The following is an 11,983-nucleotide window of genomic DNA, read 5'->3' as shown; positions in this document are numbered from 1 at the left end:
TGAATGCTTCATTCCGTCCGTCTCCTTGATACGACGGACTCTACCAAAATCTGGAGGAAGTTCAGGGGCTCAGGTCATTGAGCATGACACTCTTTCGACGGGCTCGCAGCCGACCATGGCAACTGTGAACGCGTTAGCGACACAAAACTCACAGAGCGTACCCCAATAGCGGCTTGCGCACAGTATTTTGCGGCTATCGCTATCAAAGCTCGGTAGGTTAACGGAACTATCTGCCTCACCTCCCATTGTTGGTGCTCCAGTCTCAGCCAGAAGGAAGTCCCAACATGAAAACGCTCGCCGATATATTCGAACACACACTCCAAGACATCTATTACGCCGAGAACGCTATGACGAAGGCTTTGCCCAAGGTAGCGAAGGCTGCAAAAAGCGCCGAACTTAAGAAGGCGGCAGAGGACCATCTTTCGGAAACGAAGGATCAGATCAAGAAGCTTGAGCAGGTCTTCAAGTCGATCGGCAAGAAGGCATCTGGAGAGAAGTGCGATGCGATCGAGGGCCTTATCAAGGAAGCAGACGGACTGATGGAAGAGGCGGAAGGAACGGCGCTCGATGCCGGCTTGCTCGCCGCCTGCCAGGCCGTGGAACACTACGAAATCGCCCGTTACGGGTCGCTTCGCGAATGGGCGAAGGATCTCGGCCACGACGAGGCGCACAAGCTCCTGAGTGAAATCCTCGACCAGGAAAAGGCGACCAACAACAAGCTGACGAACCTCGCAGTGACGGCGATCAACAAGACCACGGCGGCTAAAAAGGCCGCTTAGCCTCCACTTCCGCAAAGGCCTGTACTGCTCCAAATCCGCTCGCCTCTTCCGGGGTGGGCGGGTTTTTGTGAGCTCGACATATCGTCGGTCTGTGTAAGCAAGCCGGCCGCCATTTCTCCTCCATGAAGCCAGCCAGAACGAGCGTCGGTCCGACACGGTGTAGATCGACGGGACTGTTTGCCGCGATGCAAGCAGCCACAAGCTCGTTGCGGGGCACTTGTCATACTCGCAAAGGGCCATAGTTACGCCCTTACAGCGCAATTCAGCGCTGGCTTAAGGAGTTGGGGCTTTGGCTACATCGGTTCTCGTCAGCATTTTGATTACCTTCCTCGTAATCGTGCTGGTCCTCTATCTCATCGGACGATTGCCGCTCGATGGACGTGCAAAACAGATCGCGCAAATTGTCGTCATCATTATCGGCATCATTGCTTTGCTGAAGTACATCGCAGTCTTCTAGCCAGTGCGATGGGGCGGCGTAAGCAGGGTGCTGTCCCTACGCCGCCCATTTGTCTCGATGAACGCTGCTCTTGATCCGTGCATGAAATTACCTTGCCTCGGCTGTTACGGGGGAAGCGAACGTATATATTGCCATCAGCACAATGGCTTTCAGTTGCATGCTCAATAAGGGCTTCGATGAAAAAAGCGCGAGACCTATGATTGTCGGCTGAATCGACTTGTCGTGCCAGAAATTAAAGTTGCATAAAGCGGGACGACATTTGCGGCGCCTAGTCGCTCGGACGGGATCTAAAATGGCCGGATCAGATTGCGAAGCGCCTCGGCGTCCCTAACACCCGCGCTATACGCAAGTAAGAGCTTTTTCGCCCTGTCCTGTGCAAGCTTACCCGTGATGTTACAACCATACTCGTGACACCACTCGTCTATAATAGCTCGTAGCCCCGCCACTTCTTCTGGCTGCAAAGGCGGAATGGATAAACTGTGCCCTGTATACATGTGCACCTCGTGATCCAAACTAACCATTGGTTAATCCGCGATTGCACCAGACTACCCCAAAAGCTTTGAGTTTGCACATTCTTAGCGTGTGATTCCGTCTTGGAGTCAACGAAAGATTAGCAATGCCTGTTCGTTCCTAGGTTGCTGCCTTGACGGAACAAAACTTGGTTCATCCTGCAACGTTAGCGATAGTCGATTAATCCTTCAATTACCAGAGCATTACAATCTACCCGCCTTGATTGAACTTTTATCATCCGCGTCCGTATTTGTAGCACGAGCCAATACCGGCCCGTTCAACTCAAGGTTCGCAGGAGTGGACAAATGGCAAAGACCTATTTTCTCACCGCCGACAGCGACACATTTGTTTTTGGCGATCGGCAGGGAAGCGTATTCGCCCAGGGTGGTAACGATACGGTTGTCGGCAACGACGGCGACAACACGATCGGCCTCGGTATTGGCGATGATAATGCCCAGGGCGGCGGCGGCGCCGATTTGATCTGGGGCAATGCCGGCAACGATGAGATCGATGGCGGCGCGGGCAACGACACGCTCTTTCACGGCGCCGGCGACGATATTGTCCGCGGCGGCGCTGGCAACGATATCGTCTACGGCGGCCCGAAGATTTCCCCGAACTCTGGCTCCGACGACATCGACGGTGGGGCGGGTAACGACACGGTCTATGCCGGCGACAGAAACGACACTGTGCGTGGCGGCGAAGGTGACGACATCATCGGCGGCGGCGCGGGCGACGACATTCTTTATGCCGACGGCAACGACACCGTTTACGGCGGCGATGGAACCGACACCGCGTACATCCAAGGCGATGCCCAGGACGTTCTGATTTCCCTCAATATCGACGGAGGATTCAATCTCCTCGGTGGGGGTGAAACGCAGAACTTCTACAGCGTCGAAAAAATCGTCACCGGTGACAATGCCGTTCTCGATCTGGGTGTCGGCCTGTCCGGTCTGACCGGGGCTGTTGATGACCTGCTGGACGGCCTTGGTGTGGGCGATCTGCTTGATGAACTCGGGCTTGGCGGCGTGCTTGGCGGCCTCGGGGTCGATGAGTTCTCGCTGGAAAGCCTGGTCGATGGGCTAGGTGTCGATGATCTGCTGTCGTCTCTTGGCGGCCAGGGTGGCATGGAAGACGGCTTGACCAACCTCCTGAATAACAACGGTCTCGGCAACCTCGTCGATGACGTTCTGGATGATCTCGGAGATGTGCTGGGTGGCCTGCTCGGCGGGTTCGGTCTCGGAGCGGAAGCGGATTACTTGCTCTAGATTTCGCAGCCGGCCTGACCAGTTGCTCCAAGCGTTCCAACCCACAAGTAAATATGCGGGCGCCCTTCCCCCAGGGCGCTCGCTTTCGTCGATTGCCGCTCCTAATGTCCACTCTTTCCGAGGCCAAGGGGGCCGTCTAGTCGGCCTGCCGTCGCGGCAAGAGCACGGATCGCGTCCATTGCCGTTGCCAGGCCATGCATTATCAGAGCGGTATCTGGCTCTTCGCTTGACTTGTCGATTTCCAGTGCTCGCCGCCGCAAATCGGCGCCCGTTGCGTTGAGCTGGGCAATAAGGTTCTCTTCCATCGTGCTCTCCTTAAGTTCGATACACACTTTGAGAACGTGGAGGACAGGTTAGCGTTCCATATGGCGCCGATCTACGCGGTACGCGCGCATGTTCCAGCGCGATCGCGCTTCTACCGCTTATGCTAAAAGATTTTTTCGGACTCTGTTTTAGGACAGGGCCAAATAAATCCGACTTTCCCGCTAAACGGCGTCAATGCCCGTAAACGCCGCGATCCAGGTCAAGGCCTTCCGGCGGCGCCATTTCCGCGTCCCGTTTTGCCCATCTCCGCCCCGTTTGGCGCCGCCTTCTTGCGCGTATGACCGGGTGGTTCACCGACGACGCGTTTGAAGGCGCGGGCGAAGGCGGCCTGGGAGCCGAAGCCGAGGCGGCGGGCGGCGGTGTCGATGGAGAGCTTGTCGCGGCGGAACCATTGTTCGGCAAGCCGCATGCGCAGCGCCAGCACATAGCGCTGCGGGGTCATGCCGGTGACATCGACGAAGCGCTTGGCGAAGACCGAGCGGGAACTGCCCATCTCGTGCGCCATTTCGGCGAGCGTCCAGTTGCGGCCGGGCTCGCGGTGCAGCGCTGCGATGACGCGGCCGAGGCGCGGGTCGCGCAGCGCCTCGATCCAGCCTGTCGCATCGCCGCAGCCGCATTCCACCCAGCCGCGTACGATGGAGGCGGCGATGACGTCGGCAAGGCGGGCGAGGATGCCGGCCGCGCCGACGCGCTCCTCCGACATTTCCCGCTCCATGGCGTCGAGCAGCGGCATCAGCTCCGGCTGGCGGCCGATCAGCGCACCGACGGACATAACCTGCGGCATCAGGCCGACGAGCGGATGCAGCGTGTCGAGCTCGAATTCCATGCGGCCGGTGAAGATCAGCGTGTCGTTTTCCCGGCTCGTCTCCTTGACGCAGGCCTCCACCGCCGCCACGTCGGGGCAGAGCGGTGTCATCTTGTAGCTGTCATAGTCGCGTATCTGGACGTTCGGGCCGGTGACGATCTCGTGCGGTCCGCCGCTCGGCAGCAGCACGGCGTCGCCGCAGGCGAGCTCGCGGCCCGCCTCGCCATGCGTCCGCAAAAAGACCTTGCCGCGGGCGACGAAGTGGAAACGGGCTTCCGGACCCGCCGGAAAGCGGATACCGAAGGGCGGCGTCAGCTGGAGCCTGCCATAGCTCGCACCGCGCAGGCGCATGCCCATCAGAAGTTCGCTGACGGGATCATGCGCATTTTTGGCTGGGTCGGACGATCGATCAAACATTGCGGATAAAATGGCATTGCGCGTCTGGCATTTCAACCCACCTGTTGGAGCACGCATTGCAACAGGAAAGGGACTGCACATGACGGATGCAACGATAGCCGCGCCGGAGAGCGAGGCGGATGTCCGGCCGGCTTGGGGGGCCGTGATCGCGATGACGCTCGGCGTGTTCGGGCTGGTAGGCGCGGAATTTCTGCCCGCAAGCCTGCTGACGCCGATGGCGGCGGATTTGAGGATTTCGGAGGGCATGGCCGGACAGGCCGTAACGGCGACGGCCGCGGTGGCGCTGGTGACCAGCCTCTTGATCACGGTGGTGACGCGCAAGCTCGACCGCCGGCTTGTGCTGATCGGCCTTTCGGTCCTGCTGATCTTTTCCAACCTGCTCGTGGCGATGTCGTCGAACCTCGCCATGCTGCTCGTCGGCCGCGTGCTGCTCGGCATGGCGCTCGGCGGGTTCTGGACGCTTTCGGCCGCGACCATGATGCGGCTGGTGCCGGAGGCCGTGGTGCCGAAGGCGCTGTCGGTGATGTTCCTCGGCGTTTCGGCGGCGACGGTGTTCGCCGCGCCGGTCGGAAGTTATGTCGGCGATATCGTCGGTTGGCGGAATGTCTTCCTCGGGGCTGCCGTGCTCGGCGCGCTGGCACTCGTCGTGCAGCTTGCGACCTTGCCGTCGCTGCCGCCGCGCGGGCATTCGCGCTTTGGAACGCTGATCGAGGTTCTGGCGCGACCGGGCGTGGGCTTCGCGATGTTCGCGATCCTGCTCGTCTTCACCGGCCACTTCGCCTTCTTCACCTATATCAGGCCGTTCCTTGAGAATGTAACGGGTGTCGGCGTGGAAGGTGTTTCGGCCGTGCTGCTCGGCTTCGGCATCGCCACCTTCTTCGGCAATTACCTGGGTGCCGTGCTGCTGGAGCGCTCCATGCGCCTGACGCTGACGATCATGCCGGTCGTGATGGGCGCGCTGGCGCTGTCGCTCTCGATGTTCGGCGGCGATCTCGTGGCTGATGCCGCCATGGTGGCGCTCTGGGGCCTCGCCTTTGGTGCGGTGCCGGTCGCCTGGTCGACCTGGATCACCCGCGCCGTGCCGGATGAAGCCGAAAGTGCGGGCGGCCTCTTCGTCGCCGCGATCAATTTCGCGATCGCGACCGGTGCCGCTGCCGGTGGTGCGCTGTTCGATGCCAACGGTGTTTCGAGCGTCTTCGTCGCAAGCGGCGTGGTGCTGTTCCTGGCCGCGATCACCATCGTCTCGGCCGTGCACACCCGCCCGGCATGACATGGCTGGCGGCTCCGCCGGGGCCGCCAATCCCAAGGCTTCTCGCTGGCGTGAAAACCCGGTATGCCGGAACGACCGCGCCACGGGGATGCCAAAAATGGATTTTATGCGTCTCTTGCAGTCGCTGGAAGAACTGCTCTACGAGCTCGTCTCCTAGCTCGTGTTCTATCCGGTCACGCTCTGGCGCACGCTGCGCCGGCCGCAGCAGATGATGCGTTATGCCGATGTCGAACTCGGCGATACGCAGGAGGAGCGCTACAAGGATACGCTGAGCCCGCCGCTCTTCCTGTTGCTCACGCTGCTCTTCGCCCACGGGCTCGAACTGGCGCTGATCGCCCACCGGGACGATGCCATGCTGCCGGAGATGCTGCGCAACGACACCAATCTCCTGATTTTTCGCGCCTTTCTCTTCAGCATTTTTCCGCTGCTCATGGCCGTGCGGCTTTTGGGGCGCACGGGCGCGGCGCTCGACCGAGAGACGCTGAAGCCGCCTTTCTACAGCCAATGCTACGTTGCGGCTCCCTTTGCCTTCGGGCTCAGCGCCGGCATGAACATCGCCCGCACCGGCCACCAGGAGATGGTGGCCCTAGGCACAGCGATCTCGTTGCTGTCCCTGCTCTGGTACATCATCGTGGAAGTCCGCTGGTTCGAGCATGACCTGCATGTGGGTCGCCTCGCGGCCGCCTGGCTCGTCCTGCGGACGGTCGCGGAAGCGACGGTGCTGCTGCTGGCTGCGACGATGATCGTCGCCCATGCGCTCGGTGTGCATGGCTGAGCGGAAAATCGGCCAGCGGCCGTCTTCGCCCTGTTCGCCGCCGCCTCTTTCGGTCTAGAACTCGGGGCGAGGATTCTGGGAGGAACGCGCGTGGCGGTGACGGCAGGAGATTTTTCGCGGGGAACCTTTGTCGGGCGCGTCTGGCGTCCGGATGTGCAGGGACCGGCCATCGTGCTCGTGCGCGACGGTGCGTTGTTCGACATCACGTCGGCCGATCTGCCGACGATGCGCGATCTCCTGGAGAAGGACGATCCGGCCGCTGTCGCCCACGCTGCGCCGGGCGAAGCTCTCGGCGCCGTTGACGCCGTACTCGACGCCTCGGTCGAAGGGGCGGGCGATTTCTCCCGCCTTCACCTCCTCGCCCCCTGCGATCTCCAGGCCGTCAAGGCCTGCGGCGTCACCTTCGCCCGCTCGATGATCGAACGCGTCATCGAGGAAAAGGCGGCGGGCAATCCGGCCATGGCGGAAAAGGTGCGCGGCCGCGTCACCGCCATTATCGGCGACAGCCTGCGTGACCTGAAGGCGGGCTCGGACGCCGCCGCCAAGGTCAAGGCGGCGCTGATCGAGGAGGGCGTCTGGTCGCAATATCTCGAAGTCGGCATCGGGCCGGATGCGGAGGTCTTCACCAAGGCACCGGTCCTCGCCTCCGTCGGCTGGGGTGCTTCGGTCGGCCTGCATCCGATTTCGAAGTGGAACAATCCGGAGCCGGAAATCGTGCTCGCCGTCGACAGCCAGGGCCGCGTCAAAGGGGCGACGCTCGGCAACGACGTGAACCTGCGCGACGTGGAAGGCCGTTCCGCGCTCTTGCTCGGCAAGGCGAAGGACAACAATGCCTCCTCCGCCATCGGCCCCTTCATCCGCCTGTTCGACGAGACCTATGCGATCGACGACGTGCGCAAGGCCGATCTCGACCTCCTGATCGAAGGCGAGGACGGTTTCGTGCTGAAGGGCCGCAGCACGATGCGCGAGATCAGCCGTGATCCGCTCGACCTCGTGTCCCAGACCATCGGCAGGCACCATCAATATCCCGATGGCTTCATGCTGTTCATGGGCACGCTGTTTGCACCGGTCGAGGACCGCGATGCGCCGGGCCAGGGCTTTACCCACAAGGCCGGCGACCGCGTGACGATCTCCAATGCCGAACTGGGCGCCCTTACCAACACCGTGCGTCTCTCCACCGAATGCCCGCCCTGGACCTTCGGCATCACCGCGCTGATGCGCAACCTTTCCTCTCGCGGGCTTCTCTAGTCGATGGCCGAGGGCGGCATGGACGAGACGAGCCGCAAGATCCTGCGGCTGCTCCAGAGCGAACCGGACCTGACGGTCGCCGAGATCGGCGAGCGCGTGGGCCTCAGCCACACGCCGTGCTGGCGGCGCATCAAGGAGATGGAGCGCCTCGGCATCATCCGCGGCCGCATCGTCGCGATCGACCCGAAACTCGTCGGCTTCGAGGTTTCCGTCTTCTGTTTCGTGCGGCTGAAGCAGCATGACGAGGAGACGCTGCTGGAGTTCGAGAAGGCGGTTAAGAACATGCCCGAGGTCGTGCAATGTTATTCGATGACCGGCGAGCACGACTATGTTCTGCGCGTGCTGACAAGCAATGTGCGCCAGTACGAGGAGATTCTGAAGAAGGCTCTTTTGAAGCTTCCCGGCGTCGGGTTCGTCAATTCCAGCTTCGCCCTCGACGAGCTGAAGAACACCCACCGCGTACCGATCTGACGCGCCACTAGGATGGCTTTGCGTTGAGAGGCCCGCTTTGCGGATGCCATCCCTAAATCGTGATGCTGCAAGGGGAAAATAAGGACCCGCTCCTCCCAATCCAGGCGTAGGCTCCTACATATGGAGGATGGCTTTCACGGAGGAGGGCCATCGAGGAGGAAGTCATGCTGAAGCAGAGCTTTTCTCTCGAGGACAAGTATACGGCGGAAAGTGGGAGGATCTTCCTTTCCGGCATCCAGGCACTCGTGCGCCTGCCGATCGTTCAGATGCGGCGCGACCGTGCCGCGGGGCTGAACACCGCCGCATTCATCTCGGGTTATCGCGGATCACCACTCGGAAGTTACGACCAGCAGCTTGCCAAAGCCGGCAAGCACCTGGCCGCGCACGACATCGTGTTCCGGCCGGGCGTCAACGAGGATCTGGCGGCCGCCGCCGTCTGGGGCACCCAGCAGCTCCATCTTTCGCCGGGCGCGCTGAAGGATGGCGTCGCCGGTTACTGGTACGGCAAGGGGCCGGGCGTCGATCGCTGCGGCGACGTGTTCAAACACGCCAATGCCGCCGGCACCTCGAAACATGGCGGCGTGCTCTGTTTTGCCGGCGACGACCATTCGGCAAAGTCGTCCTCCATCCCGCACCAGTCCGACCACGCCTTCATGTCGGCCCTCATGCCGGTGCTCTATCCCTCGTCGATCCACGAATTCGTCGAATACGGCCTGCTCGGCACCGCCATGTCGCGCTATTCCGGCTGCTGGGTCGGTATGAAGTTCATCTCCGACACGGTCGAGACGACGGCCTCCGTCGATCTCGCCGGCGAGCGCCGCCAGTTCGTCCTGCCGGAGAATTTCGAGCTTCCGCCGGGTGGCCTCAGCCTGCGCTGGCCCGATCCGCCGCTGCCGCAGGACGAGCGGCTGCAGACCTACAAGGGTTACGCGGCCATCGCCTTCGCCCGCGCCAACCGGGTGGACGAGGTGACGCATGACGTGCCGAAGGCGCGCTTCGGCATCATCGCCTCGGGCAAGGCCTATGAGGACGTGCTCCAGGCGCTGAAGGAACTCTCGCTTGGCCCTGCAGAGATGGCCGAGATCGGCATGCGCATCTACAAGGTCCGCATGCCCTGGCCGCTGGAGCCGGAGGGCGTGCGCGAGTTCTCGCAAGGGCTCGAAGAGGTGCTCGTGGTGGAAGAGCGCCGCGAGATCATCGAAAACCAGATCAAGCAGCAGCTCTTCAACTGGCATCACGGTGAACGCCCGCGCATCATCGGCAAGTTCGACCATGAGGACCATGCGTTCCTGCCGCTGTCGCAGGCGCTGACCGTCGGCATGGTGGCCCGGGCGATTGCCGCGCGCCTCCTGCATTTCGAGTTCGACGCCGGCCTCAAGAAGGTCATCGCCGACGAGCTCGCCTACCTGCTGGAGCGCGAAAAGATCCGCAAGGCGCACGCGGCACCCATCGAGCGCGTGCCCTATTTCTGCTCCGGCTGTCCGCACAACACGTCCACGAAGGTGCCGGAAGGAAGCCGCGCCACGGCCGGCATCGGCTGTCATTACATGGTCCAGTGGATGGACCGCGACACCACCACCTTCACCCATATGGGCGCCGAGGGCGTGCCGTGGTCGGGCATCGCGCCCTTCACCGATGAAAAGCACATCTTCGTCAATCTCGGCGACGGCACCTATTACCATTCCGGCATCCTGGCGATCCGCCAGTCGGTCGCCGCCCGCGTCAACATCACCTACAAGCTGCTCTATAACGATGCTGTGGCGATGACCGGCGGGCAGGCCGTGGACGGGCCGATCAGCCCCGAGGCGGTGACGCGCCAGATCCATGACGAAGGCGTTGCGCCGATCTATCTCGTCTCCGACCATCCCGAGGCCTATTCGCCGTCCATGCTCGCACCCGGCGTCATCATCCGCCATCGCGACGAGATGGACCGGGTGATGCGCGATATCCGCGAGGCGCCCGGCTGTTCCGCCATCGTCTACGTGCAGACCTGTGCGGCCGAAAAGCGCCGCCGCCGTTCGCGCGGCCTGATGGAGGACCCGCCGGTCCGCCTGATGATCAACCCCGCCGTCTGCGAAGGCTGCGGCGACTGTTCCACCCAGTCGAACTGCGTCTCCGTCGAGCCGCTCGACACGGAACTCGGCCGCAAGCGCAAGATCAACCAGTCGACCTGCAACAAGGATTATTCCTGCCTCAAGGGCTTTTGCCCCTCCTTCGTGACGGTCGAGGGCGGACGCCTGCGCAAGACCGCGCGCTCGAACCCGGATCTTACGGGCATCCCCGAACCGGAGATCGTCAAGATCGGCGACCGCTCCTACAATGTCGCCATCGCCGGCATCGGCGGCACGGGCATCCTCACCATCAGCGCTATCCTCGGCATGGCCGCCCATCTCGACGGCAAGTCGCCGATGATCCTCGACATGGCCGGCCTTGCGCAAAAGGGCGGCGCCGTGATGAGCCATCTGCGCATCGGCCTCCACGATCAGGACGTCTCCTCGCCGCGCATCATCACCGGCGGCGCGGACCTGCTCATTGCTGCCGACGATGTCGTGGCCTCCTCCAAGGATGCCGTGACGCTCTGCGACCACCACCGCACCATGGGCGTCGTCAACACCAAGCTGACGCCGGTCGCCGATTTCGTGCGCAAGCGCGACTTCGACTTCCGCCGCGGCGATGTCGAGAGCACGGTGCGTGCTGCCCTTCGCGAGCCCTCGCATCTTCTCGATTTCACGACGATCGCCGAAAGGGTCGCCGGCAATGCCATGGCGACGAACATCCTGATGACGGGCTTTGCCTGGCAGAAGGGCCTGATCCCGCTGACGCGTCAGTCGATCGAACAGGCGATCGCGCTGAACGGCGTCGCGGTCGATGCCACGCTCTCCGCCTTCGGCTGGGGCCGCCTGATCGCCGCCGATCCGGCCCGCGCCGAGCGCCTGCTGGAGCCCGGAAAGCGCACCGCAACGCTTGAAACCATGGCGACGCCGGACCTGATCGCCCACCGCGTCAAGCACCTGACGGCCTACCAGAACGCGGCGCTCGCGGGCCGTTACACCGCGCTCGTCGACAAGGTCCGCCAGGCGGAAAAGGCGCTCGGGCCGGACGACCGGCTGACCCGCGCCGTCGCCCATGTCTACGCCCAGCTCCTCGCCTACAAGGACGAATACGAGGTGGCGCGGCTCTTCACTGATCCGGCCTTCAAGGCGGGGCTGACGGAGCAGTTCGAGGGCAATTACCGCATCGCTTTCAACCTCGCGCCACCCTTCCTGAAGGGCGAGGACGCCAACGGCCGGCCGAAGAAGCGCCGCTTCGGCCGCTGGATGCTGCCGGCCTTCGGCCTGCTGGCAAAGCTCAAGGGCCTGCGCGGCACTGCTTTCGACCCGTTCGGCCGCACGGAAGAACGCCGCATGGAACGTCAGCTCATCGCCGACTACGAGGCGCTCGTGGCACATGTGCTGTCAAATCTTCGCCGCGAGACCCTCGACGCCGCCGTTGCGCTTCTCACGCTTTACGGCGAGATTCGGGGCTACGGACCGGTGAAGGAGGAGGCGGCAAAGCGTGTGAGGGCGCGGGAGCCGCAGATGCGCGCGGCCTTCGACACGGCAGGACAGCAGAAGACGGCCGCCTGAGGTCGCGAAATTGGGGAGGACGAACATGTATGAAGC

10 protein-coding genes are annotated in these 11,983 nt (G+C 62.6%); 8 read left to right on the top strand and 2 right to left on the bottom strand.

Annotated elements, in window-relative coordinates:
• Nucleotides 1-284 precede the first annotated feature (284 nt).
• From AC1Q6Z_RS30900 to AC1Q6Z_RS30890, 3 genes are all read left to right on the top strand, one after another.
• On the top strand, nt 285-779 hold the full coding sequence (locus AC1Q6Z_RS30900) for a YciE/YciF ferroxidase family protein (protein ID WP_256117876.1): 495 nt from the start codon (nt 285-287) through the stop codon (nt 777-779).
• A gap of 289 nt (nt 780-1,068) precedes the next feature.
• Complete coding sequence (locus AC1Q6Z_RS30895; RefSeq protein ID WP_256117875.1) at nt 1,069-1,236, top strand: Thivi_2564 family membrane protein; 168 nt, start codon at nt 1,069-1,071, stop codon at nt 1,234-1,236.
• An 815-nt stretch (nt 1,237-2,051) separates the two neighbouring features.
• Nucleotides 2,052-3,011 (top strand): calcium-binding protein, encoded by a 960-nt coding sequence (locus tag AC1Q6Z_RS30890; RefSeq protein WP_492650200.1) that lies wholly within the window; start codon nt 2,052-2,054, stop codon nt 3,009-3,011.
• 101 nt (nt 3,012-3,112) lie between these two features.
• Here the strand turns inward: AC1Q6Z_RS30890 and AC1Q6Z_RS30885 are convergent, their stop codons facing one another.
• Nucleotides 3,113-3,316: a hypothetical protein gene (locus AC1Q6Z_RS30885; protein ID WP_492650199.1), complete on the bottom strand. Its 204-nt coding sequence runs from the start codon at nt 3,314-3,316 to the stop codon at nt 3,113-3,115.
• Nucleotides 3,317-3,534: 218 nt separating this feature from the next.
• On the bottom strand, nt 3,535-4,557 hold the full coding sequence (locus AC1Q6Z_RS30880) for an AraC family transcriptional regulator (RefSeq protein ID WP_256117872.1): 1,023 nt from the start codon (nt 4,555-4,557) through the stop codon (nt 3,535-3,537).
• Between the two features lie 79 nt (nt 4,558-4,636).
• Here AC1Q6Z_RS30880 and AC1Q6Z_RS30875 point away from each other — a divergent pair, with 79 nt between their 5' ends.
• The 5 genes from AC1Q6Z_RS30875 to AC1Q6Z_RS30855 all read left to right on the top strand — a co-directional run bounded on the left by AC1Q6Z_RS30875 (nt 4,637) and on the right by AC1Q6Z_RS30855 (nt 11,947).
• Nucleotides 4,637-5,827: an MFS transporter gene (locus tag AC1Q6Z_RS30875; RefSeq protein ID WP_256117871.1), complete on the top strand. Its 1,191-nt coding sequence runs from the start codon at nt 4,637-4,639 to the stop codon at nt 5,825-5,827.
• Between the two features lie 160 nt (nt 5,828-5,987).
• Complete coding sequence (locus AC1Q6Z_RS30870) at nt 5,988-6,602, top strand: permease (RefSeq protein WP_492650198.1); 615 nt, start codon at nt 5,988-5,990, stop codon at nt 6,600-6,602.
• Between the two features lie 90 nt (nt 6,603-6,692).
• On the top strand, nt 6,693-7,850 hold the full coding sequence (locus AC1Q6Z_RS30865; protein WP_492650197.1) for a fumarylacetoacetate hydrolase family protein: 1,158 nt from the start codon (nt 6,693-6,695) through the stop codon (nt 7,848-7,850).
• Nucleotides 7,851-7,868: 18 nt separating this feature from the next.
• On the top strand, nt 7,869-8,321 hold the full coding sequence (locus AC1Q6Z_RS30860) for an Lrp/AsnC family transcriptional regulator (protein ID WP_256117868.1): 453 nt from the start codon (nt 7,869-7,871) through the stop codon (nt 8,319-8,321).
• A 164-nt stretch (nt 8,322-8,485) separates the two neighbouring features.
• A complete protein-coding gene (locus tag AC1Q6Z_RS30855) occupies nt 8,486-11,947 on the top strand; it encodes an indolepyruvate ferredoxin oxidoreductase family protein (protein WP_492650196.1) in 3,462 nt (1,153 codons plus the stop codon).
• The last annotated feature ends 36 nt before the right edge of the window (nt 11,948-11,983 follow it).

The organism is Shinella sp. GW835-FHT14H05, from assembly GCF_058793575.1.
Note: the sequence above shows the minus strand (reverse complement) of the source record. Positions and strands in the feature narration are given on the sequence as shown.

Coding starts and splice junctions, on each gene's coding strand:
- AC1Q6Z_RS30900 (WP_256117876.1), top strand. CDS start 285: ATGAAAACGCTCGCCGATATATTCGAACACACACTCCAAGACATCTAT.
- AC1Q6Z_RS30890 (WP_492650200.1), top strand. CDS start 2,052: ATGGCAAAGACCTATTTTCTCACCGCCGACAGCGACACATTTGTTTTT.
- AC1Q6Z_RS30885 (WP_492650199.1), bottom strand. CDS start 3,316: ATGGAAGAGAACCTTATTGCCCAGCTCAACGCAACGGGCGCCGATTTG.
- AC1Q6Z_RS30880 (WP_256117872.1), bottom strand. CDS start 4,557: ATGTTTGATCGATCGTCCGACCCAGCCAAAAATGCGCATGATCCCGTC.
- AC1Q6Z_RS30875 (WP_256117871.1), top strand. CDS start 4,637: ATGACGGATGCAACGATAGCCGCGCCGGAGAGCGAGGCGGATGTCCGG.
- AC1Q6Z_RS30860 (WP_256117868.1), top strand. CDS start 7,869: ATGGACGAGACGAGCCGCAAGATCCTGCGGCTGCTCCAGAGCGAACCG.
- AC1Q6Z_RS30855 (WP_492650196.1), top strand. CDS start 8,486: ATGCTGAAGCAGAGCTTTTCTCTCGAGGACAAGTATACGGCGGAAAGT.